The following is a 22,163-nucleotide window of genomic DNA, read 5'->3' as shown; positions in this document are numbered from 1 at the left end:
GTCGGCCGCCTTCTGTCCGGTTGGGCCGGGCCCCTTCCCGGCACCTGGATTCCCAGGCTAGGGGCAAAAGCGGACAGATGGCTTCCGGCAATGGGACCGATCGATCAGAAGATGCCGCGGGCGCGCATCCAGGGTCCGGGGTTGATGGGCACACCGCCCAGGTGCACCTCGAAGTGCAGGTGCGGCCCGGTGGAGTTGCCGGTGTTGCCGGAGTAGCCGATGATCTCGCCCGCGGATACCCGCTGCCCGACGTGCGTCGAGAAGGCCGACATGTGCCCGTAGACCACACTGGTGCCCCCACCGAGGTCGATCTCGACCCGCATCCCCAGGCCGCCGTACCATCCGACGCCCGTGACGGTCCCGCTGTGCACGGCCCGCAATGGGGTGCCGATCGAGGTCGCGAAGTCGTTGCCCTTGTGGTTGGTCGAGCCGATGCCGCCCGGGGAGGTGCGACCCCCGAAGCCGGAGGTGAACCGGCCACCGCACCCGGCGATCGGGCACACATAGCCGCCGGCCGACGTCGTTGCTTCAGAGGATCCGCCGGCCGTCAGCGGGCTCTTCGCTTTCGGTTTCGCTGCCGGAGCCGACACCACCGGCGCCTTGACGGTCAACGGCTTGGCCGCCGGGGCGCTGGACAACGCAGCCAGTGCGGCTTTCTTCTGGGCAGCCTGCTTCGCGGCGGCAGCCTTCGTGTCGGCCGCGAGCTTGGCGGCGGCCTTTTGCTGCGCAGCCTGTTGGTCAGCGGCGAGTCTGGCGGCGGCGGCCTTCTGCGCGGCCGCCTGCTTGGCTCGCACGTCGGATCGGGAGCCGGCCGTGACCTCGGCCCGCCCGATCGTCGGGACCGACTCGGTCTTCGCCCGGGCGACGGAAGTGCCTGTGGCAGGGGCTCCTGCGTTGGTTGCCGCCTGCGCCAGACCAGCTGCAGCCAGGGTGATACCTGCGGCAGCGACCACGGGAACCGTTACCCGACTGTTGCGCCACAGGGGCAACGGCTGGGGGCGGTGACGACCCTGGTAACGAGACACAACGACCTTTCACACGGATACGACGGACGGCAGCGGGGCCGGGGCGAGCATCGGCAACGTGGCCCGCGATGAAGCAGGGCACCCCCTGGCAAAACGCCGTACGTTGCCTGAGCGACACACCATACCGTGACCAAACCGTGACTTTTCAAATCGGGGCCAACCATGTGAATAACTACCGCGGTGCCGGTAGGCCTGCGGTCCTGTGAAGTCCGACACAGCCGCGTAGGCTCTGGCCATGCCAGAAAACTCTCCGTTGCGCATCGTGGTGGCCAAACCAGGTCTGGACGGTCACGACCGGGGCGCGAAGGTCATCGCCCGCGCGCTGCGTGACGCCGGGATGGAAGTCATCTACACCGGCCTGCACCAGACGCCCGAGCAGATCGTGCAGGCGGCGATCCAGGAGGACGCCGACGCCATTGGTATGTCGGTCCTGTCCGGAGCGCACATGACGCTGTTCGCCAAAGTCCTGGAACTGCTCAAGGAGCAGGACGCCTCCGACATCGTGGTCTTCGGCGGCGGGATCATCCCCGATGAGGACATCCCGGCGCTGAAAGAGCTTGGCGTGCAAGCCGTTTTCACCCCTGGCACCACCACGACCGAGTGTGTCGCGTGGGTCCGCGAGCACGTCGGGGCAGGCGCTACTGCCTGACCGCGCGAGAGTGGTCTGCATCACAGGGATACAGTCGAAAACGGCGAGTTTTTCTCTCGGAGCAAGGAAGTAGATCACGGTGGATCTGTTCGAATACCAGGCGCGCGACATGTTCGAAGCGCACGGAGTACCGGTACTGGCCGGCAAAACCGCAACCACGCCGCAGGAAGCACGTGCTGCCGCCGAAGAGATCGGCGCACTGTCCGGCGGCGTTTCTGTTGTCAAGGCGCAGGTCAAAACCGGCGGCCGCGGCAAGGCCGGCGGCGTGAAGGTGGCCAAGTCCGCGGACGAGGCGGAGCAGTACGCCGAGCAGATCCTGGGCATGGACATCAAGGGCCACACGGTGGGCACCGTGATGATTGCCCAGGGCGCACAGATCGCGGAAGAGTACTACTTCTCGGTGCTGCTGGACCGGGCCAACCGCTCGTATCTGGCGATGTGCTCCAAAGAGGGCGGTATGGAGATCGAGCAGCTCGCGGTCGAGCGCCCCGAGGCCCTGGCCCGGATCCCCGTGGACCCCAACGTCGGCATCGACCAGGCCAAGGCCGACGAGATCGTCGCCGCAGCCGGTTTCGACGCGGACACCGCCGCCAAGGTCGCGCCCGTGCTGATCAAGCTGTGGGACGTCTACGCCGGTGAGGACGCGACGCTGGTCGAGGTCAACCCGCTGGTGAAGACCGCGCAGGGCGACATCGTCGCGCTGGACGGCAAGGTCACCCTCGACGCCAACGCCGACTTCCGCCACCCCGACCACGCGGCGCTGGAGGACGTGGCCGCGGCCGACCCGCTGGAGGCGGCGGCCAAGGAGAAGGGGCTGAACTACGTCAAGCTCGACGGCGACGTCGGGATCATCGGCAACGGCGCGGGTCTGGTCATGTCCACCCTGGACGTCGTGGCCTACGCCGGTGAGGAGTTCACCAACCCGGCCGGGGAGCACCCGAAGCCGGCGAACTTCCTGGACATCGGTGGTGGTGCGAGCGCCGAGGTCATGACCAACGGCCTGAACATCATCCTCGGTGACGAGCAGGTGAAGTCGGTCTTCGTGAACGTCTTCGGCGGCATCACCGCGTGCGACGAGGTCGCCAAGGGCATCGTCGGCGCGCTGGACGCGCTCGGGGACAGCGCAACCAAGCCCCTCGTCGTACGACTGGATGGCAACGCGGTGGACGAAGGGCGAGCCATTCTGGCCGAACGCAACCACCCGTTGGTCACCATCGAAGCAACCATGGACGGCGCCGCGGCCAAGGCCGCCGAGCTCGCCGCCGCGAAGTGAGGATCTGACATGGCGATCTTTTTGAACGACGACAGCCTGGTCATCGTCCAGGGCATGACCGGTTCCGAGGGCATGAAGCACACCGCCCGGATGCTCGCCGCGGGCACCAAGGTCGTGGGCGGGGTGAACCCCAAGAAGGCCGGCCAGAGCGTCGACTTCCCCGGTGACGTCAGCGTGCCGGTGTTCGGCACCGTGGCCGAGGCGATCAAGGAGACCGGCGCGAACGTGTCGGTCGTCTTCGTGCCGCCGGCCTTCACCAAGTCGGCCGTGGTCGAGGCGATCGACGCCGAGATCCCGCTGACCGTGGTGATCACCGAGGGCGTCCCGGTCAAGGACACCGCGGAGTTCTACAACTACTCGATCGGCAAGCCCACCCGGATCATCGGCCCGAACTGCCCGGGTCTGATCAGCCCCGGGAAGGCCAACGCGGGCATCATCCCCGCCGACATCGCCGGCGCCGGGCGCATCGGTCTGGTGTCCAAGTCGGGCACGCTGACCTACCAGATGATGTACGAGCTGCGGGAGTTCGGCTTCTCCAGCGCCATCGGCATCGGCGGCGACCCGATCATCGGCACCACGCACATCGACGCGCTCGAGGCCTTCGAGAAGGACCCCGAGACCGACGCGATCGTGATGATCGGTGAGATCGGTGGCGACGCCGAGGAGCGCGCCGCGGCGTACATCAAGGAGAACGTCAGCAAGCCGGTCGTCGGCTATGTCGCGGGCTTCACCGCCCCCGAGGGCAAGACGATGGGTCACGCGGGCGCGATCGTCTCCGGTTCGTCCGGCACCGCCGCCGCCAAGAAGGAAGCCCTCGAGGCCGCCGGGGTCAAGGTCGGCAAGACGCCGTCGGAGACCGCCGAACTCATGCGGGAGATCATGCGTAACGCCTGATCGTTCTCGCTCCGCGCGCCGGGACCCGAGTTGGGTCCCGGCGCGCCTGCGTCTGTGGGCGCGACCGCCGGGAGACGATGGGCCGCGATGAGTGTCTTGGATCGGATCGGCCGTCCCGAGCGGACCGCGGGTGAGTACGACGAGCGCGTCAGTCCAGGGGTCGTCGCGGGCTATGGCGCGGTGGCGGCCGGGGCTGTGTTCCTGGTGCTGTTCGCGCTCCTCCTGGCCGCCTGGGTGACCGACCCGCGTAGCGGCGGGTCCTGGATGGCGGTGCTCGGTTCGTCCGGCGACGCATGGTCGCTGGCGCACGGCGGGCGGCTGCACGCTCCTGTTGTCGGGGCGGTCGTCTTCACGCCCTTGCTGGTGACGTTTGGCGCAATTGCTTTGGCGCGCATCGCTGCTCGGCCGGTGCTGGCGACGGGTTCGCGACGTGGTCTGTGGCCGACGACGGCTGCTTTCGTCGGTGGTTACGCCGTCGCCGGGGTGGTCATCAGCGCGCTGGGTTATCTGGCGCCCGCCACTCCGGTGCTGCTGTGGGTGGTCCCCGGGGCGCTGCTGGTGCCATTGATCGGGTTCGTCTGGGCGGTCGCGCGGGATGATGGCCCGCTCCGCGCGGAGTTGGCGGCGCAGTACGACCGCGTCCCGCCGGTGGCGCGCAAGGCCGTCCGGCCAGGTCTCGAGGGCCTCGCGGCACTCACCGGTCTGGGGGCGCTGATCGTGCTGATCGCCGTACTCACCCACCTGTCGCGGATCGGTGCGGTCAGCGGCACCCTCGACATGGGTCTGATCGGTGTCGCGATGCTGTGGGGTGGCCAGTTGTGCGCCCTGCCCAACGCCGCTGCGTGGGCGGCGACCTGGGCCAGTGGCGGCGGTCTGCAGATCGGACCGGTCGATATCGGCATCGGGCAGGTGACACCGGGGACCCTGCCGGCGTTCCCTGTGCTGGGTGCGATTCCCGAGGCAGGTCCGCTGTCGCCGCTGATGTTGCTGGCCCCCTTGGCGGTGGTGGCGATCGGCGCCGCCATCGGCTGGCGGGTTACGTCGCGGACCAGTCTGCTCAGCAGCGTCACCAACAAACTGACCCAGGCGGCGGTGGCGTCGGCCATCGCCAGCGTGACCGTCGTGATCGTTGCCCTGATCGGTCGAGCGGGTCTGGGGGACAACGCCATGGCGTACGTCGGGCCGACCCCCCTCGCGTGTCTGCTGCTGATCGTCGAGGTCATGGGTGCTGCGTTGTTGACCACGGCCCTGGTCCACTGGCTGAAGTCCTCGCACTAGCCTTCTTGCGTGAGTGCTACCCCGATCGTCGTCCTCGTCTCCGGGTCGGGGACGTTGCTCCAGGCGCTGATCGACGCTTCGGAGGACCCGGCGTACGGCGTGCGGATCGTGGCCGTCGGCGCGGACCGGGACGGGATCGAGGGCCTCGCCCGTGCGCAGCGAGCAGCGATCCCGACGTTCGTGGAGCGGGTTCGCGACTATCCGTCACGGGCGGACTGGGATGTGGCGTTGGGCGCACGGCTGGACGCGCTGTCGCCGGCTTTCACGGTGACCGCTGGCTTCATGAAGATCATGGGTCCGGCCGCGATGGGGCAGCGGACGTTTGTGAACACCCACCCCGCGCTGCTGCCGAGTTTCCCTGGGGCGCACGGGGTTCGCGATGCGCTCGCCTACGGCGTGAAGGTCACCGGCACGACCTGTCATCTGGTGGACGGCGGCGTCGACTCCGGGCCGATCATCGAGCAGCGGGTGGTTCGGGTGGAGGAGGGCGACGACGAGGATTCGCTGCACGAGCGGATCAAGGTTGAAGAACGCGCGCTGCTCGTCGAGGTCGTCGGCCGGATGGCGCGCGACGGCTGGCGGGTCGATGGCCGCCGGGTCATCCTCGGAGCCTGATGCGTCCGGTCCTGCGCACGGCGCGGCTCGAGTTGCGGCCGATGCTCCCGCAGCACCTGCCACTGATGATCGAGCTCGACTCCGACCCCGAGGTGATGCGGTATCTGCTGGGCCGGGCCCGGACGGCGCAGGAGGCGGCGGAGTTCTGGACGCCTCGCTGCGCGGAGGCCCATTCAGAGGACCGCGGGCTGGGCTGGTTCGTGGGCTTCGCGGAGGACGAATTCGTCGGACGATGGGATCTGACGACCCCGCCGGAAGACCCGGGCGCGGACCCGGAGGCCGGGTGGCGGTTACGCCGGAAGTTCTGGCGGCGGGGGCTGGCCACCGAGGGTGCGACGGCGCTGTTCGAACATGGCTTCCACACGGCTGACGTTCCGCGGATCTGGGCCGAGACCATGGCGGTCAACGAAGGCAGCCGGGGCGTGATGCGGGCGCTGGGGATGCGACATATCCGGACCGAGCACCGCCAGTGGGAGACGCCCCTGCCGGGATCGGAGCAGGGTGAGGTCATCTACGAGATCTCCGCCGCGGAATGGCCAAACGTGTGTCTCACTTCGTAGTAACGGCTTGCTACATTTCGAATGTGGCTGACGTCCCCACCAGCATCCCGAACGAACTTTTCGCGCTCGCCGCGGCAGCCGGCGAGCAGTCTTCGCGCACAGCGGCGCAGCAGTTGGCGCACTGGGCCCGCATCGGCCGCTCAATCGAGAACTCACCGGACATTTCGCCAGCCGACATCCGGGCTGTACTGGAGGGTCGAGCCAGGTACGACGACCTGCGGACCATGGAACAGGTGGTGGTGCGGGCGACCTGGGAGGAAGGCTTTGCAGGCGCGGTCGAGGCACTCGACTTCGCCCGTGAGTTCACCCAACAGGGCCGGCAGTGGAGTGAACTGGACGAGGAGGGGAATGTGGTTGTCCACGTGCCATCGCATGAGCGAGCGGCCACCACGGCTGAATAACGTCGGACAATCCTGGTTGTGCGACCCCGGTAAACTGCAGGGACACGACTGGCGAAGGTGGGCCACCACCGGGGAGTGAAGAGTCGCGCATCGCCCGCCTGGGTGCGCTCGTTCCAAGCAGCAGGAGTGTCACCTCATGGCCGACGAAGGTCGCCGTCCCATCCGCCGCGCGCTGGTTTCCGTCTACGACAAGGCCGGTCTGGAAACCCTGGTCCGCGGACTCGTGCACGCCGGAGTCGAGTTGGTCTCGACCGGTGGCTCCGCCAAGCTGATCGCCGACCTGGGTCTGCCGGTCACCAAGGTCGAGGACCTCACCGGCTTCCCCGAGTGCCTCGAGGGCCGGGTCAAGACGCTGCACCCGAAGGTCCACGCCGGCATCCTCGCCGACACCCGCAAGCCCGAACACCTCTCGCAGCTGGACGAACTCGGCATCGAGGCGTTCGAGCTGGTGGTCTCCAACCTGTACCCGTTCGAAGCGACCGTTGCCTCTGGCGCCGGTCCGGACGAGTGCGTCGAGCAGATCGACATCGGCGGTCCGTCGATGGTGCGCGCCGCCGCCAAGAACCACCCCTCCGTCGCGATCGTCACCAGCCCCTCGCAGTACGCCGACACCCTGGCTGCCGTCGAGGGTGGCGGCTTCACGCTGGCCGAGCGTCAGCGACTCGCAGCCGAGGCGTTCGTGCACACCGCGACGTACGACGTGGCGGTGGCCTCGTGGATGGGCAACGTGCTCACCGACACCTCGGAGGGTGACGGCTACCCGCAGTGGATCGGCGCGACGTACCTGAAGGGGCAGACGCTGCGGTACGGCGAGAACCCGCACCAGAAGGCGGCGCTCTACCTCAACGGGCACCAGCCCGAGCCGGGTCTGGCGCAGGGGGAGTTGCTGCACGGCAAGGCGATGAGCTTCAACAACTATGTGGACGCGGACGCGGCCTACCGGGCGGCGTACGACCAGGGTGACCAGCCGACTTGCGCGATCATCAAGCACGCCAATCCGTGCGGCATCGCGGTCGGTGCGGATATCGCCGAGGCGCATCGCAAGGCGCACGAGTGCGATTCGACCTCGGCGTTCGGAGGTGTCATCGCGACGAACCGTCCGGTGACGGTCGAGATGGCCTCCTTCGTGAAGGACATCTTCACCGAGGTGATCGTGGCGCCGGACTTCGATGAGGAGGCCCTTGTCGTGCTGCAGAGTAAGAAGAATCTGCGGCTGCTGAAGGTGCCGCACCGGGTGCCGGGCGATGAGATGCGACACATCTCCGGCGGTGTCCTGCTGCAGGAGCGCGACCGCGTCGACGCGATCGTCCGTGACGAGGACGGCAAGGTCACCGGTGGCGACGACGCCGAGAACTGGACCCTGGTGTCCGGGGATGCTGCCGCACCCGAAACACTGGCCGACTTGCAGTTCGCCTGGCGCGCGGTTCGCGCCGTGAAGTCGAACGCCATTCTGCTGGCGAAGGATTCGGCCTCCGTCGGAATTGGAATGGGCCAGGTGAACCGGGTCGACTCCTCGCACCTGGCCGTGCAGCGGGCGGGGGAGGAGCGGGCCACCGGAAGTGTGGCGGCCAGCGACGCGTTCTTCCCGTTCCCGGACGGACTCGAGGTGTTGTTGGACGCCGGCGTGAAAGCCGTTGTCGCACCGGGCGGTTCGCTGCGCGACAACCTGGTCATCGACGCCGCCAAGAAGGCCGGCGTGACGATGTACTTCACGGGGACGAGGCACTTTGCGCACTAAGAAATTCGAGGTCGAGACCGGCGACCGCGAGGCCGTCATCGATATCACCCGCGAATGTGCCTCCATCCTGCAACCCGGCGACGAGGGTCTGCTGCACGTCTTCGTGCCGCACGCGACCGCCGGCCTGGCGATCATCGAGACCGGTGCAGGCAGTGACGAGGACCTGTTGAACGCGTTGCGCGACCTGCTGCCGGCTGACGATCGCTGGATCCACAGTCATGGCAGCCGCGGTCACGGCCGGTCGCATGTCCTGCCCGCGTTCGTGCCGCCGTACGCCACGCTGCCCGTCATCGACGGCCGGATCGCCCTCGGCGTCTGGCAGTCGATCTGCCTGGTGGATCTGAACGTGGACAACCACGTGCGGGCGGTGCGGGCCTCGTTCGTCGCGGCCTGAGGTTCACCTCCATCGGCGGTGGTAGCCGGTGCCGGTCTCTCGTTAGCCTGAGTCATGGCCTTGTTGCGAGTCGACCGAACTGTCCGCGAGGAAGTGCGTCGGCGGGTCCCGATCCGCTACCTGCCGCAGGAGCCCACCGAGCGCATCCAGGAGACTTGGCGCGACGCGCGGCCGGCCCGAATCGACGAGGCGTTGGCGCTGGCTCTCTCGCGGCCGACGCACGGCTGGGTGGTGCTGGCGGCCTCGACCGAGGTGCCGGCGGACCGGTCGATCGTGCGGATGGCCGGTGGCCGCGAAATCGTCCTCTGGCGCGACGAGGACGGCACCGTGCTGGCCGGCCCGGGTGCCTGCCCGCACATGGGCGCCAAACTCGAGGGGTGTCAGGTCGCGAGCGGCACGGTCCTGTGCCGCTGGCACGGCATGCCGCTGGGGCGTGAGACCAACCCGCCGTGGGCGACGTTCGCCGCTTACGACGATGGCGTCCTGGTGTGGGCGCGCGTCGGTCCGCTGGGCGAGAGTGAGGAGCCCTCGGACCGGCCGGTGCTGGCGACGCGGCCCGAACTGGGCTCGTCGATCGCTTCGGTGATCTCGTTGACCGCGACCTGCGAACCGTTCGACATCATCGCCAACCGACTCGATCCCTGGCACGGTGCATGGTTCCACCCTTACGCCTTCAGCGATCTGCGGGTCGATGATGCTGCCTCGACCCCCGACCGGCTGGTCCTCGACGTGGCCTTCCGGTTGGGTCGCAAGCTTGCCGTACCAGTCCGCGCGGATTTCACCTGTCCCGACGCTGCCACCATCGTGATGACCATCACCGACGGGGAGGGGGAGGGCAGCGTGGTTGAGAGTCACGCGACGCTGGTGACGCCCCCGGGTCAGCACCCCGCGACCACCGTGATGACCGAAGTGGTCGTTGCTACCTCCGGGCGCACCGGTTTCCGGGTCGCCCGCGGCATGGCCGCGCTGATGCGTCCGGGCATGCGCGCGACCCAGGCCCGGCTGTGGGTCGATGATCTGGAGTACGCCGAGCGGCGCTACCACCTGCGCAACAGTTAGGAACGCTGCAGGAGCCGACGCGCTCGACCCGGCCATCGTCCGAGGCGACCGGCGGTCGGCACGGACCACACGCCGTACCCCGGCCGGCCCCAACCGGTCAGCAGCAGATCGGCGGCATTCCAGCCGGTCGTCGCGGCGCGCTCCATCAGCGCCACGGGCAGATCGCACCGCACCGCGTCACCGGCCAGCACGACCCGCGGGTCGGGGGTCCGCACGCCGGGACGGGACGTGTGAGGAGCCAGACCCACCAGGACACAATCACTCTCGAGCAGCCACTGGTCATCGACGATCTGCGCTTCGCGGGTCTCGGGGTAGACCTCGTGCAGCGCGCCCAGCAGCAGATCCTGGACGGTGGCGCGGTCGGCGTCCGGCGGCAACGCGTAGGCGTGCAATTCCACGACCGAACCACCTCGTCGACGCGCCCAGTCCGCGGCGTTGTCCTCGAAACGCTCCAGCACGGACACGTTGTCCAGCACCGAGTAGCCGCTGGTGCCCAGGAACGGCGGACGCGCCGCATCGACAGCGCGGTCCAGCCACAGTCGCCACACGGCGAACGGGGGAGCACTCTGAGTGCCCTGCACGCTGGTGCGCCACGCCTGGCCGACAATGTCCGCTCCGCCGAGTTCCGCTGAGCCAGCGACCAACTCCCGCAGCCCCACCGGGTCCAGCGCGATCACCACCGCGTCAGCCGTTTCATCGGACGATCCGTCACTACTGCTTGCCCGGTGGCTGACGCGTAGCGCGGTGCCCTCACCGTTTGCCACGCCGGTCACGGTCCGGCCGGTCCGGATGGTGACGCCCAACGCCGTCAGGTGCGCCGCCAAGGGCTGCCACAGGGTGCTGTCGTAGTCGTCGCGGGGGACGTCGAAGAGCAAGCCCTCGGAGGAACCCAGGAAGTACAGGTGGAACATCGCCACCAACTCACCGCCGGAGAACTCCGCCGGGTCGGCGAAAAAGCTACGCGCGAAGACTTCAAGAGCCAGATGCCGGGCTGCCTCCGGGAACCGGAGGTCGTCCAGCACCTGCGCGGCACTGATCCCGTCCAGGGAGTGGAACGTATCCGGGAACTGAACGTCCAACAGCCCCAATGCTTCTGACACATCAACGCCGGCCAGCCCGCGCAGGTCGAAGCTCGGGCTACGGGCGACGAACGCGGCCAGATTCAACGGCGGGGGGCGGGGGATTCGGGCGAAGGAGTCAGCACCACCGCCCTTGCGCACCAAGGGATAGTCCGCCAGCGGCCGCAGCATCGACAGCGTCGGGTCGACCCGGCGAAGCACCGAACGCAGGTTGTAGTACTGGCGGAAGAACGCGTGGAAGCCCCGGCTCATCTGGCTGGCACTGCCGTCCTGCAGCGTGATCGGCCACGAACGCACCCGTCCCCCAAGGGTGTCCGCCCGCTCCAGGACGGTCACCTCGATGCCGCGCTCGGCGAGCGCGAGAGCCGCCGTCAGACCGGCGATGCCGCCCCCAATGACGGTGACCCGCCGTTTCCCGTCGACAAGTGGCCCGGGCGGGGGCGGTGGGTGGAACTGCGCTCGCGGATCGCGTCCCGGCCGGTAGACTGGCGGTCTCATGCCGGCATCGAACCGGCGAAGGTGTGCACGACGTGGTTCTGCCAGCCGGGGAAGGACCGATGCCGGACGTTGACCAAGCCGGCCGCCTGCATGCGCGCGCATACCGTTGCGACAGAGTCGAAGTCGCGGACGCTGACGTACAGATACCGGTGCAGCGGCACGTCGGAACCCTTGATTGCGGCCAGCGGGATGATGATCGCGTGACAGACCGCAGCCCACACGGCGCGGGCCCGTCGGCTGCCGGCCACCGAGTAGTCGTGGATCACCAGCGCACCACCCGGCTTCAGCACCCGGGCCAGTTGTTCGAGCAGCGCATCACGCTCATCGACGTTACGCAGCAGGTAGGCGGCCAGTACGCCGTCGACCGAATCGTCCGGCAGTTGCCGCAGGTACTCGATGGCGTCAGCAACGACCAGGTCCACCGGTGAAGTCCACTGTTTCTGGCGCGCCTCAGCGATCATCCCCGCCGACGCATCCACGCCGCTCAGCTGCAACCCGCCGCGGCGTCCTGCATCCGACCGCGCCTGCAGGATGGCCGTGGTCGACGCGCCCGAGCCACACCCCAGATCCAGCACCCGTGCGTCGCCGTCACCCAGGGCGTCGATGAGCGCATCCGCGGCACTGCGCAACTGCTGGTGGTAGCCGGGAGACAGCGCGACCATCGCGTCGTACGTCGGCGCCGCCCGATCGAAAGCCTCGGCGAGCACCCAGTCATCGGTTGCGGTCATGACTCCACCTCATCACGCGACGTACGCCCCGCGCGCACCCACAGCAGGATGGCCAAGGTCACCATGCTGAAGCCGAAGAGGAAGTCCTCGACCGGGACGTCCCAGGGAATGCGCAGGCCGAGGAAGGCGTCGCTGTTGTAGAGCACGATCGGGGCGGACAGTTTGGTCAACCAGCCGTCCACCAGTATCTGGAAGAAGGCCACGATGGCCATGGCCACCCAGAACTGCGCGGTGCGGAAGATCCCGGTGCGCCACCAGAACAGCTCGACGGCAACAACGATCAGCACCGACGCCACGGCCAGCAGGGTGTATTCAGGCATTGCTCCTCCTGCGCGAACGCCATTGGCGCAGAACAGTGCCCACCGACTCGTAGGTCAGCAGACCGCAGATGGGGATCACGATGAAGAAGACGAGTTCCTCCAGCGGCATCCCGAACGGCAGCAGGATCCCGGTGGTGTACTTCTGGCTGTAGCTCCAGTGATCCCGGTGGATCCCCAGCAGGTCCCAGACGGAGAAGATCACCACTACCGGTAGTACCGCCTGCAGCAGCCGCCGGGGACGCCGGTAGACCCGGGCGTCGAAAACCCACTCCAGCGGCAACGTGATGAGCAGGCAGCCCGCCATCAGCAGGAGGTACTGGTAGCGATCAGGCATTCACTCGGCCCCGGTGTCGGCGAACCGGGCGGCGGGCGGCAGACCCTCCAGCGATGCCGCCGGCCACGCGAGTGGATCCGGCCCCAGCGCGACCAGACGCCGGACCTGGGCGGCGCACCACGGCGACACGGCCCGGCCACGCAGCACCTGCGCAGCGAAGCTGACCCACGGTTCCCACTGCGCGCTGGCCACCTCCGCCGGGTCGGGAGCGGGATCAACGGTGGCGGGCCGGGCGAGGTAGACCGGACACAACTCGTGCTCGACGATGGCGCCCATCGCGGCACGGTATCGGAAGTCCGGCAGCACGGCCCGCACCTCACCCAACTCCAGTCCCAACTCCTGGCGGGCGCGGCGGCGGACGGCGTCCTCCGGGCGCTCACCCGGTTGCGGATGCCCGCAGACGGTGTTGGTGACGACCCCGGGGAAGCTGGGTTTGTCCAGGGCGCGCCGGGTGACCAGCAGCCGGCCGCCGTCATCGATGACGTAGCAGGAGAACCCCAGGTGCAACGGCGTTGCGTCGTGGTGCGCGGCCGCCTTGGGCAGAGCACCGACGGCATGACCCTGCGGGTCCAGCAGGACGACCTGGTCATCGCCGTACCAGCCGGGCGGCGGTTGGGCAGCGCGGTCGCGCGCGACCAACCGGGCGGGGTTGCGGCTGGCGAGCATGCGCCCGGCGAGGGCCAGTTTCTGCCGGTTCGGGACGCGCACCCGGGCTGAGAACACGTCGTACCCGGCGGCCTCGATCCGGTCGAGGATGCGGGCGTAGAGCACGCGGGCGGTGGCGACGCACCGCCGCGACGACGACGGCAGCGCGGCCAGCCCTTCGTCTGCCTCCCGGTACAGACGCCGGTTGCGCTCGATCTCGAAGCGCATCAACTCCCGCCACTGTGGGCTCGTACGCCGATCGGCCGGGTCCGCGCCGAAGCGGCGCAGATCTTCTTGGGGCAGATAGACGCGGCCACGGTCGAGGTCCTCGCCAACATCACGCAGGAAGTTGGTCAGCTGGAAGGCCAACCCCAGTGATCGTGCCGCGTCGATGGCGTCGGGACCCGGTCGCAGCACCGGCAGCATCATCTCCCCGATGACCGCGGCGCTGCCGTCCATGTAACCCAGCAGGTCACCCCACGTCTCATAGCGTGACTGCGTCAGGTCGGTGCGCATCGCGCCGAAGAACCGGTCGAAGCGATCCTGCGGGATGTCGCACGCCCGCACGGTCGTGGCGACCGCGGCCAGAATCGGATCATCACTGTCGCCTGTCTCGACGGCCTGAAGGAAGCGTTGCTCGAATTCGTCTAGGGCACAGGCAGTTTCGGTGTCCGTTGCATTCGACGCTTCGTCGACGATGTCGTCCGCCAGCCGGGCCAGGCTGTAGATCGCGTAGACATGCCGGCGTCGCTCCGCCGGCAACAACCGCACGCCCCAGTAGTAGGTGGTGCCGTGCTCCCGGGTGATCTGGGCACACAGTGCGTAGCCGGCCTCCAGCTTCGCGACGTGCTGCCCGGTCGAGCTGCTCACGCGACCCCCACGGGAGCCGCTGTCGGGCGCGGAGCCGCACGACCGGCGTACTGGCTGACGCGCTCGGCGGCCAGGCGACCACTGACCAACACCATCGGGATGCCTACACCCGGTGTGGTTCCCGACCCGGCGAACACCAGACCCGGCACCCGCCGGTCGATGTTCGAGGGCCGGAACGGTCCGGACTGGCTGAAGGTATGGGCGAGGGCGAACGGGGTGCCGCGATACAGCCCCAGTTCCTGCCAGTCTGCGGGGGTCACGAGTTGCTCCTCCACGATGTCCACCGGGTAGTCGTTGTCGGTCAGGAAGCCGAGCAGCCGGTCGCGCATGGGGCCGGCCTCCTCGGACCAGTCGATGCGGGCACCGGTGTGGGGCACGGGTTCCAGGACGTACATCGCGGTGCAGCCGTCGGGCGCGGCCGTGGGGTCGGTGACGCTGGGCACGGTCACCAGCCGGGACGGGTCGGGCATCAGCTCACCGCGGTCGATCAGCGCGGCGAACGCCTCGTCCCACTGAGCGCCGAAATGGATTGAATGGTGGGCGATCTGGGGCCCGGGCCGACCTCGAACACCCAGGTGCCACACCACCGCGCTGGGCGAGTAGCGACCCCGCGCAACCCGGCGCGGCATCGACACCTGGGGGAGTAGCTGGTCGTAGGCCACCGGCAGATCCACGGTACACACAACGGCGTCAGCGGCCAGCCGGTCACCCTCGGTGGTGCGCACTCCGGCCACTGCTCCGTCGCTGCGGGTCAGGATCTCACCGACCGGTGTCCCGAGGTGGATCGGGACGTCGGCTGCGGCGAGCGCGTCGGCCAGGCCGGTGGCGATCGCGTGCATGCCACCGTCGGGATAGAAGACGCCGCGCACGGTGTCCATGTAGGTGATGATCGCGAAAAGGGCCCGCGCCTGGGCGGGCGCGACGCCGGCGTAGAGCGACTGGAAGCCGAAGATGCGGTGCAGCCGCTCGTCGGTGAAGAACGATCCGACCTTCGGTCCGAGGGCGCGGAACCCGCCCAGGCGCAGCAGACGCAGCGCAGCGCCCGGCACCGCCAGCAGGTCGAGGGCGGAGCGGTAGTTGTGGTCGATGAACGCGTCGAACTCCGCGCCGTGAAGCTGGCCCAACCACCTGACGAACTCATCGAAGCCAGCCGCGTCAGCGTCGCCGGACACTCGGCGTACCTCCTCCCGCAGGTCAGCCAGCCCCGCGCGCACCAGCAGGTGCGAGCCGTCGGCGAACACCGCGCGGTAGGCCGGATCCAGCTGGGTCATCGGCACCAGGGCGTCCGGGTCGCCCCCCACGGCCCGGATCGGCGCCGCGAGCAGGTCGGGCATCGTCATCACCACCGGTCCCGGATCGAAACGGAACCCACCCAGGCGTAGGACTCCCGCCCGGCCACCCACGACGTCTTCGCGCTCCAACACGGTGACGTCGTGGCCGTCGGCAGTCAGATGGCACGCAGCGGCCAGACCTGACAGGCCGGCGCCGATGACGACAACGTTCATGCGGCCCGCCAGGCGATGGCTTCGACCAGGGCTCGTAACTCATCGGCGGCGTCCGGGTCGCTGGTCAGGCCGGGAATCAACGCCATCGCTCGCGCGACCAGTGCGCGCAGCTCCTGCTCGGCCCGGCGGCGCACCCCGCAGCGCTCCATCGCCTGCCGCAACTGCTCCACCCCGTCGGCGTCCAGCGTGCCGTCGTCGCAGGCCGCCAGCAACGACCGGCTGGAGTCGTCCAGCGACTCGGCAGCCCAGACCCGCAGCACTGTCGGTTTGCCCTCCAACAGATCGTCGCCAGCCGGTTTGCCCATGACGGCCGGATCGCCCCAGATCCCAAGGACGTCGTCCCGCAGGGCGAAGGCGTCACCGACGACATCGCCCCACGCGACGAGCCGATCGACCCAGGCCTGGTCCGATCCGGCGACGAGCGCGCCGAGCTGCAACGGCCGGGTGATGGTGTAACGACCGCTCTTGAGCCGGGCGATCAGCGTGGACGTGACTGCGTCCGTACGGCGATCGGCGGCGTGGGTGAGATCCATCAGCTGGCCCTGGACGAGTTCGGCCGACATGACCCGCCAGGCATCCCGCACCGGGCCGGAGCAGGCGCCGACCAGGGCATTGGCTTCGCTGAGGGCAAGATCGCCCAGCAGGATCGCGACGCTGTCCCCGAAGTGTTCCGCGTCGCCGGCAGCGCCGGCCGAACGGTGTTGGAGAGCGCTGCTCACATGCAGGGTCTGTCGGCCCCTGCGGGTCGACGAGCGATCCATGATGTCGTCGTGCACCAGCCCGAACAGGTGCAACAACTCCATCGCCGCGGCCACGCGGACCAGTGCTGACCAGGTGCGACGGTCGCCACCGGACAGCACCCAGCCGCGATGGGCCAACGACGGCCGCAGGCGTTTCCCGGGGTCGCCCAGGCGCAGTTCCAACTCGTCGATCAGGTCGATGTGCAGCGTCGGACTGGCCGCGACGCGGTTGCACCCGGCGTCGGCGAGGACGGTACGAAGCTCGGCCAGACGTGTTTTCAGCAGGTCATCGACGGCGTGCAGGGTTTGATCACGGCCCGGCACCAGATCGCTGTGGGCCTGCGGCAGGTAGCTGGCCTCAGCGTTCATGGCCGGACCTGATCCGGGGGATGCGACGGCAGTCTCGGCGGGGGCGCATGATGAAAAAACCCTAACCGCCGTGCCCTACCTACCGGGGTGAGTGAGATCCGGGCTGGTCAGGGCCGCAGTGACCGGGCGACGATCAGGAAGTTCGTCCAGCGGCTGTCGGGGATGAGCATCATCAGTCCGCTGCGGAGGGCGCGTTTGTCCAACCGGCCGCCATGGCCGGCCGGTCGGATCCCGACACACGTCTCGACCTCGAAACCGTGGTCGGTGAACAGCGAACAAGCGGTGGTCCGGGTGAAGAAGCGCACGTGGGTCCGGTCCAGGATTCCCCAGTCCTGATAGTTCCAGCGACCGGCGAGCAGATCGGTCAGGTTCCAGACGAACTGCACGTTGGGGATCGATGCGACCACGTGGCCGCCGGGGGTCAGACGGTCGTGAAGACCCTCGACGACGGACCAGGGGTCGACGATGTGTTCCAGCACGTCGTTGAACGTGATCACGTCGAACCGCTCCGAACGGTCGGCCAGGGCGTCCGGGAAGTACCCGGTCACCACCTCGTCGAACCCGTGATCGGTGCGTGCGATCTCGGCCTGGGACGCGACCGCTTCGACGCCGACGATGCGTGCATCGGGATAGCGTCGCCGCAGCGTGGGACCGAATCCGCCTGGGCCGCAACCGACATCAAGCGCTGACGACGCCCCGGCAGGCAGATAGGGCAGGATCTCGGGCAGCGCTTCTTCCTGGTAGGTCGCCTGCTGCTCGGGGTGGGTCACGGGGCGTCTCCCTTGCCTCGGAGGGTGTCACGGACAGCGGCTGGTATTCGGGCACGCAATTGAGTGCGAGCCAACCGAACCACGTTGCGCAGCGTGCGGTCCTCGTCGGTGGCCAGCAATTGCCACAGTGCCCAGGTGTCGGCCGCGCTGCGCCCACCCGGCTCCCGCGCCAGCGCCCACAGATAGTGGGGCAGCAGGTTCGTGCCGACCAGCGGTCCGACGTACGCCGCGTCGCGCTCGTGGTCGGCGGGTACCAGTGCGTCCCCGTGGCGCATCGCGGCCGCGAGGGTCAGCAAGGTGCGCGGCCAGCGCGTGGTGACCGAGGTGTTGGTCGGGTGCACGCGGTAGAGCACCGTCCGGTCATCGACCGAGCCGATCGGCGTACGGGCGGCCAGGGTCTGCAGCAGCACCCAGTCATCGGCCGACCGCGCCCAGCTGGCGAACCCACCGACCTGCAGGCTGAGAGTGCGCGGCAGCACGTACGACGAGCTGACCGTGATGCTGCCGGTCAGGATGCGAGCGGTGGGGAGCAACGTCAGTTCCGACTCGGGATCTGCTGGAAGGGCGGACATCGCGTCGATGACGTGGCCGGCCGCGGGCCACCACTGGACCCAGTCGAGGAAGGGATGGTCGTCCTCGACAAGGGCCGCCTTGTCTTCGGCGGCCGCGAACACCCGCTCGCCGGTGACGAGCACCTGCAGGTCGGGGTGGTCGGCGAAGACCGCCTGCAGCCGTGCGGCGCGGGTCGGCAGCCACAGGTCGTCCTGGTCCAGGAAGGCCACCCGCTCGGTGCGGGCCTCCAGCAGGCCGGTGTTGCGGGCAAAGGCGACACCCTGGTTGGTGCCGAGTTCGATGACCCGGGCGCCCAGCGGATGACTGCGTGCGATCTGCACGCTCTCATCGGTCGAGCCGTCGTCGACGACGATGACTTCGTGCAAGGGCACCGTCTGACGGCGTAGCGACTCCAGGGCATCGGCCAGGGTTCGCGCGCCGTTGTGCACCGGCACCACGACGCTGAGGCCGTGGTCGGCGGCGTCACCCATGCGTGCTCAGGAGATCGCGGTGACGGCTTGTCGGGCGATCTCGAGCTCCTCGTCGGTGGGCACCACGAGTACGTCGATCGCCGAGTCGTCCGTGCTGATCCGCCGAGGCTCGTGGGAGCGAACAGCGTTGCGATCCGGGTCGATTCGCACCCCGAGGAACTCTGCCTTCGCCAGGACGGCGGCTCGGACGGTGTCATCGTTCTCGCCGACACCCGCGGTGAAGACGATCACGTCCACGCCGCCCAGGATGGATGCGTACGCACCCAGGTAGAGGCGCAACCGGTGGATGTAGACATCGAAAGCGGCCTGGGCGGCGGCATCACCGGAGGCGATGGCGTCAGCGAGATCGCGCATGTCGCTGTGGCCGCTGAGACCCAGGACGCCGCTGCGTTTGTTGAGCAGATTGTCGATGTCGTCGACGTCCATCCGGGCGTGCCGCAGTAGGTGCATCAGGGCACCGGGGTCGATGTCGCCGCTGCGGGTCCCCATCACCAGACCGGGGATCGGCGTCATACCCATCGAGGTCTCCACCGACTTCCCGCCGTCGACCGCCGTGACCGAAGCCCCGTTGCCGAGGTGGAAGACGATCTGCCGCAGCTCTTCCAGCGGCCGGTCGAGGAACTGCGCCGCGGCCCCCGAGACGAACTGGTGTGACGTGCCGTGGAAGCCGTACTTGCGGACCCGGTATCGCTGCGCCACATCGCGGTCGATGGCGTAGGTGTAGCCGGCCGGCGGGATCGTCTGATGGAACGCGGTGTCGAAGACGGCGACGTGCGGAATGTCCGGGAACTGCGCCTGCGCCGCATTGATGCCCTGCAGCCCGCCAGGGTTGTGCAACGGGGCCAACTCGGACAGGTCCTCGATGTTGATCTTCACCAGGTCGGTGATCACGGTGGGCTCGAAGAAGCGCTGACCGCCGTGCACGACCCGGTGACCGACCACGACCGGCGGGTCATCATCCAGTGACGGACCGAACTCGCCGAACGCATCCATCATCGCGCCGAACCCGGCCGTGTGATCGGCAATCGGCAACTCGCGTTGATGTTTCGTGCCGTCCACGGTGTGGGTGATCCCGGAGTGCTCATCGCCGATCCGCTCCACCAGACCGGTCGCAAGCACCTGCTCCGATTCACTATCGATCAGTTGGTACTTGAACGACGACGAGCCCGAGTTGATGACCAATACCGCCCGCATCAGACGCCTCCCGCAATGCTCGACTGGATCGCGGTGATCGCGATCGTCAGGACAATGTCCTCGACCAACGCTCCCCGGGACAGGTCGTTGATCGGTTTGTTCAGACCCTGCAGCACCGGGCCGATGGCGACGGCGCCCGAGCTGCGCTGCACCGCTTTATACGTGTTGTTGCCGGTGTTGAGGTCGGGGAAGATGAATACCGTTGCGCGACCGGCGACTTCGGACTCCGGCAGTTTCGTGCGGGCCACCGCCGCGTCGGTGGCCGCGTCATATTGCAACGGGCCATCCACCGGCAGATCCGGAGCTTTGACGCGGACCAGGTCGGTCGCCGTACGCACCTTGTCCACGTCGGCCCCCGAACCGGAGCTACCCGTCGAGTAGGACAACATCGCCACCCGGGGCTCGATCCCGAAGGCTCGAGCGGTCGCGGCGGAACTGACCGCGATGTCCGCGAGCTGCTCTGCAGTCGGGTCGGGGATCACCGCGCAGTCGCCATAGACCAGCACCCGGTCGGCCAGCGCCATCAGGAAGACCGACGACACCACGGAGACCCCGGGGCGGGTCTTGATGATCTCGAACGCTGGCCGGATGGTGTGCGCGGTGGTGTGGGCGGCTCCGGAGACCATCCCGTCGGCCAACCCGAGGTGCACCATCATCGTGCCGAAGTAGGACACATCGGTGACGGTGTCAGCGGCCCGCTCGAGGGTGACGCCCTTCTTCTGCCGGATCTGCGCGTACTCGGCAGCGAAGCGCCCGACCAACTCCTCGTCGAAGGGCGAAATGATCTGTGCCGCAGTGATATCCGCACCCAGCTCGTGGGCGCGGGCACGGATCTGTTCCTCGTCACCCAGGATGATCAGGTCGGCGATCTCGCGGCTGAGAACGATGGCGGCCGCGCGCAGGATGCGGTCGTCCGAACCCTCGGGCAGCACGATCGTCTTGCGCTGGCTGCGGGCTCGCTCCACCAACCCGTACTCGAACATCAGCGGAGTGACGACGCTGGTGTGGGACACATCGAGCGCCCGCAGCAACTCCTCGCGGTCGACGTTGCGCTCGAAGAGGGCCAACGCTCGCTCGTAGCGAACCGTCGAGTCGGCGGTCACCCGGCCACGGGCATTCATGACCCGTACGGCGGTCTGGTAGGTGTTGTGATCGGTCTGCAACACGGGCAGCGTCGAGGGGATGCCGTCCAACAGCCGCCGGATGACCTCAGGCACTTCGAACGGACCGTTGAGGATGATGGTCGCCAGCGAGGGGAACGTTCCGGACTGATCCGCCAGGACCGTGGCCAGCAGCATCTCGGAGCGGTCACCGGCCACGATGACCGCGGCCCCGTCGGTCAGGTGCTCCAGGGCGTTGACGGTCGACATCCCGGCGATCACCAGGCCGGAGGCCGTGCGCGACAGCCGGGTCGGATCACCACGCAGGAGAGCGGCACCGAGGGAGACCTGGATGTCACGGATACTCGGTGCCACCAGCAGCGGGTCGTCAGGCACGGCCCAGACCGGGGTGTCACCGAGCCCGAGTTGATCAGAGACGACGTGGTGCACCGTGCTGCGGATCTCATCCAGGCAGGTCTCGTCGGCCCGGTTGACGGCGATGGCCAGGATCTGCGCGCGCTCGTGGATGAGCTCGGCCACGGCGAGGTGCGCGATGTGCCCGAGCTGCTCAGGGGTGCGCGGCTCGCTGATGCCGAGGGTTTCCGCCGCCGATCCGGCGTCGCGTCCGTTGAGCACCAGCAGCACCGGCGCGCCGAGGTTGGCGGCGATCCGCGCGTTGTACGCCAACTCGGTGGGCCCGCTGACGTCGGTGTAGTCGGTGCCGACGATCACCACGGCTGAGCACTGCGCCTCGACGTGCTTGTAGCGCTGCACGATCGTCGACAACGCCTCTTCGGGATCGTCGCGGACGTCGTCGTAGGTCACACCCAGGCACTCGGCGTACTCCAGATCGACACTGTCGTGCTCGAGCAGGGTCTGCAGCACATAATCGGGTTCGACCGACGATCGGGCGATGGGGCGAAAGACCCCCACCTGTTCGCCGCTACGCCCGAGGGCGTCCAGTACGCCCAGGGCGATGGTGGACTTGCCCGAGAACCCCTCGGCGGACGCGACGTAGACGCTAGTGGCCACACCACGAATCTAGTCCGAAATCCGGTCCGCCGGGACCAGCCGTCAACGGT

Annotated in this window: 22 protein-coding genes; 10 read left to right on the top strand and 12 right to left on the bottom strand. The window is 68.4% G+C overall.

The genetic code is table 11. The features are described 5' to 3' along the window. Positions 1–104 precede the first annotated feature (104 nt). Entirely contained in the window at positions 105–953 is an 849-nt protein-coding gene (locus AZH51_RS18200) for a M23 family metallopeptidase (RefSeq protein WP_291526277.1), read from the bottom strand. Between the two features lie 307 nt (positions 954–1,260). Between AZH51_RS18200 and AZH51_RS18195 the strand changes: the two genes are divergently transcribed. From AZH51_RS18195 to AZH51_RS18150, 10 genes are all read left to right on the top strand, one after another. Continuing rightward, a complete protein-coding gene (locus AZH51_RS18195) occupies positions 1,261–1,674 on the top strand; it encodes a cobalamin B12-binding domain-containing protein (RefSeq protein ID WP_291526276.1) in 414 nt (137 codons plus the stop codon). Between the two features lie 79 nt (positions 1,675–1,753). After that, positions 1,754–2,947, top strand: coding sequence for an ADP-forming succinate--CoA ligase subunit beta (sucC, locus tag AZH51_RS18190; RefSeq protein WP_291526275.1), 1,194 nt, complete (start codon positions 1,754–1,756; stop codon positions 2,945–2,947). A 9-nt stretch (positions 2,948–2,956) separates the two neighbouring features. Next, positions 2,957–3,841 (top strand): succinate--CoA ligase subunit alpha, encoded by an 885-nt coding sequence (sucD, locus tag AZH51_RS18185; RefSeq protein WP_291526274.1) that lies wholly within the window; start codon positions 2,957–2,959, stop codon positions 3,839–3,841. A gap of 87 nt (positions 3,842–3,928) precedes the next feature. After that, on the top strand, positions 3,929–5,119 hold the full coding sequence (locus AZH51_RS18180; protein ID WP_291526273.1) for a DUF6350 family protein: 1,191 nt from the start codon (positions 3,929–3,931) through the stop codon (positions 5,117–5,119). A gap of 9 nt (positions 5,120–5,128) precedes the next feature. After that, the gene (gene purN, locus AZH51_RS18175; protein ID WP_291526272.1) at positions 5,129–5,734 is read left to right on the top strand and encodes a phosphoribosylglycinamide formyltransferase; all 606 of its coding nucleotides are present in this window, start codon (positions 5,129–5,131) and stop codon (positions 5,732–5,734) included. Then, positions 5,734–6,294: a GNAT family N-acetyltransferase gene (locus AZH51_RS18170; protein WP_291526271.1), complete on the top strand. Its 561-nt coding sequence runs from the start codon at positions 5,734–5,736 to the stop codon at positions 6,292–6,294. Before purN ends, AZH51_RS18170 begins: the two co-directional genes overlap by 1 nt. Before the next feature lie 23 nt (positions 6,295–6,317). Beyond that, the gene (locus AZH51_RS18165) at positions 6,318–6,695 is read left to right on the top strand and encodes a hypothetical protein (RefSeq protein WP_291526270.1); all 378 of its coding nucleotides are present in this window, start codon (positions 6,318–6,320) and stop codon (positions 6,693–6,695) included. Positions 6,696–6,831: 136 nt separating this feature from the next. Next, positions 6,832–8,433, top strand: coding sequence for a bifunctional phosphoribosylaminoimidazolecarboxamide formyltransferase/IMP cyclohydrolase (purH, locus tag AZH51_RS18160; protein ID WP_291526269.1), 1,602 nt, complete (start codon positions 6,832–6,834; stop codon positions 8,431–8,433). Further along, positions 8,423–8,827 (top strand): secondary thiamine-phosphate synthase enzyme YjbQ, encoded by a 405-nt coding sequence (locus AZH51_RS18155; protein WP_291526268.1) that lies wholly within the window; start codon positions 8,423–8,425, stop codon positions 8,825–8,827. Before purH ends, AZH51_RS18155 begins: the two co-directional genes overlap by 11 nt. 54 nt (positions 8,828–8,881) lie before the next feature. Continuing rightward, positions 8,882–9,886, top strand: coding sequence for a DUF5914 domain-containing protein (locus AZH51_RS18150; protein WP_291526267.1), 1,005 nt, complete (start codon positions 8,882–8,884; stop codon positions 9,884–9,886). Here the strand turns inward: AZH51_RS18150 and AZH51_RS18145 are convergent. The 11 genes from AZH51_RS18145 to pta all read right to left on the bottom strand — a co-directional run bounded on the left by AZH51_RS18145 (position 9,883) and on the right by pta (position 22,113). Beyond that, on the bottom strand, positions 9,883–11,463 hold the full coding sequence (locus tag AZH51_RS18145; protein ID WP_291526266.1) for an FAD-dependent oxidoreductase: 1,581 nt from the start codon (positions 11,461–11,463) through the stop codon (positions 9,883–9,885). The two genes, AZH51_RS18150 and AZH51_RS18145, sit on opposite strands and share 4 nt — an antisense overlap. Next, the gene (locus AZH51_RS18140) at positions 11,460–12,191 is read right to left on the bottom strand and encodes a class I SAM-dependent methyltransferase (protein WP_291526265.1); all 732 of its coding nucleotides are present in this window, start codon (positions 12,189–12,191) and stop codon (positions 11,460–11,462) included. The genes AZH51_RS18145 and AZH51_RS18140 overlap by 4 nt, the downstream gene beginning before the upstream one ends. Beyond that, positions 12,188–12,511 carry a lycopene cyclase domain-containing protein gene (locus AZH51_RS18135; RefSeq protein ID WP_291526264.1) on the bottom strand — a complete coding sequence of 108 codons (324 nt, stop codon included), beginning with the start codon at positions 12,509–12,511 and terminating at the stop codon, positions 12,188–12,190. Before AZH51_RS18135 ends, AZH51_RS18140 begins: the two co-directional genes overlap by 4 nt. Further along, positions 12,504–12,845, bottom strand: a complete 342-nt coding sequence (locus AZH51_RS18130) for a lycopene cyclase domain-containing protein (protein ID WP_291526263.1) — start codon at positions 12,843–12,845, stop codon at positions 12,504–12,506. The genes AZH51_RS18135 and AZH51_RS18130 overlap by 8 nt, the downstream gene beginning before the upstream one ends. Beyond that, positions 12,846–14,360: an isopentenyl-diphosphate Delta-isomerase gene (idi, locus tag AZH51_RS18780; RefSeq protein ID WP_367188074.1), complete on the bottom strand. Its 1,515-nt coding sequence runs from the start codon at positions 14,358–14,360 to the stop codon at positions 12,846–12,848. Then, entirely contained in the window at positions 14,357–15,865 is a 1,509-nt protein-coding gene (gene crtI, locus AZH51_RS18115) for a phytoene desaturase family protein (protein WP_291526262.1), read from the bottom strand. Before crtI ends, idi begins: the two co-directional genes overlap by 4 nt. Beyond that, entirely contained in the window at positions 15,862–16,974 is a 1,113-nt protein-coding gene (locus AZH51_RS18110; RefSeq protein ID WP_291526261.1) for a polyprenyl synthetase family protein, read from the bottom strand. The genes crtI and AZH51_RS18110 overlap by 4 nt, the downstream gene beginning before the upstream one ends. A 107-nt stretch (positions 16,975–17,081) precedes the next feature. Next, a complete protein-coding gene (locus AZH51_RS18105; RefSeq protein ID WP_291526260.1) occupies positions 17,082–17,744 on the bottom strand; it encodes a class I SAM-dependent methyltransferase in 663 nt (220 codons plus the stop codon). After that, the gene (locus AZH51_RS18100; RefSeq protein WP_291526259.1) at positions 17,741–18,787 is read right to left on the bottom strand and encodes a glycosyltransferase family 2 protein; all 1,047 of its coding nucleotides are present in this window, start codon (positions 18,785–18,787) and stop codon (positions 17,741–17,743) included. Before AZH51_RS18100 ends, AZH51_RS18105 begins: the two co-directional genes overlap by 4 nt. 6 nt (positions 18,788–18,793) lie before the next feature. Beyond that, positions 18,794–19,981, bottom strand: a complete 1,188-nt coding sequence (locus AZH51_RS18095; protein ID WP_291526258.1) for an acetate/propionate family kinase — start codon at positions 19,979–19,981, stop codon at positions 18,794–18,796. Next, entirely contained in the window at positions 19,981–22,113 is a 2,133-nt protein-coding gene (gene pta / locus AZH51_RS18090; protein WP_291526257.1) for a phosphate acetyltransferase, read from the bottom strand. Before pta ends, AZH51_RS18095 begins: the two co-directional genes overlap by 1 nt. Between the last annotated feature and the right edge of the window lie 50 nt (positions 22,114–22,163).

Origin of the sequence: Branchiibius sp. NY16-3462-2, from assembly GCF_001594145.1 — a bacterium.
Taxonomy (GTDB): domain Bacteria; phylum Actinomycetota; class Actinomycetes; order Actinomycetales; family Dermatophilaceae; genus Branchiibius.
This window is presented reverse-complemented; position numbering and strand designations above follow the sequence as displayed.

Excerpts from the sequence above, each read along its gene's own strand:
- AZH51_RS18130 (WP_291526263.1), bottom strand. The coding sequence starts at position 12,845 with ATGCCTGATCGCTACCAGTACCTCCTGCTGATGGCGGGCTGCCTGCTC.
- AZH51_RS18135 (WP_291526264.1), bottom strand. The coding sequence starts at position 12,511 with ATGCCTGAATACACCCTGCTGGCCGTGGCGTCGGTGCTGATCGTTGTT.
- AZH51_RS18150 (WP_291526267.1), top strand. The coding sequence starts at position 8,882 with ATGGCCTTGTTGCGAGTCGACCGAACTGTCCGCGAGGAAGTGCGTCGG.
- AZH51_RS18095 (WP_291526258.1), bottom strand. The coding sequence starts at position 19,981 with ATGCGGGCGGTATTGGTCATCAACTCGGGCTCGTCGTCGTTCAAGTAC.
- AZH51_RS18180 (WP_291526273.1), top strand. The coding sequence starts at position 3,929 with ATGAGTGTCTTGGATCGGATCGGCCGTCCCGAGCGGACCGCGGGTGAG.
- AZH51_RS18195 (WP_291526276.1), top strand. The coding sequence starts at position 1,261 with ATGCCAGAAAACTCTCCGTTGCGCATCGTGGTGGCCAAACCAGGTCTG.
- AZH51_RS18100 (WP_291526259.1), bottom strand. The coding sequence starts at position 18,787 with ATGGGTGACGCCGCCGACCACGGCCTCAGCGTCGTGGTGCCGGTGCAC.
- AZH51_RS18145 (WP_291526266.1), bottom strand. The coding sequence starts at position 11,463 with ATGAGACCGCCAGTCTACCGGCCGGGACGCGATCCGCGAGCGCAGTTC.
- AZH51_RS18110 (WP_291526261.1), bottom strand. The coding sequence starts at position 16,974 with ATGAACGCTGAGGCCAGCTACCTGCCGCAGGCCCACAGCGATCTGGTG.
- purH (WP_291526269.1), top strand. The coding sequence starts at position 6,832 with ATGGCCGACGAAGGTCGCCGTCCCATCCGCCGCGCGCTGGTTTCCGTC.
- crtI (WP_291526262.1), bottom strand. The coding sequence starts at position 15,865 with ATGAACGTTGTCGTCATCGGCGCCGGCCTGTCAGGTCTGGCCGCTGCG.
- AZH51_RS18140 (WP_291526265.1), bottom strand. The coding sequence starts at position 12,191 with ATGACCGCAACCGATGACTGGGTGCTCGCCGAGGCTTTCGATCGGGCG.
- sucD (WP_291526274.1), top strand. The coding sequence starts at position 2,957 with ATGGCGATCTTTTTGAACGACGACAGCCTGGTCATCGTCCAGGGCATG.
- AZH51_RS18170 (WP_291526271.1), top strand. The coding sequence starts at position 5,734 with ATGCGTCCGGTCCTGCGCACGGCGCGGCTCGAGTTGCGGCCGATGCTC.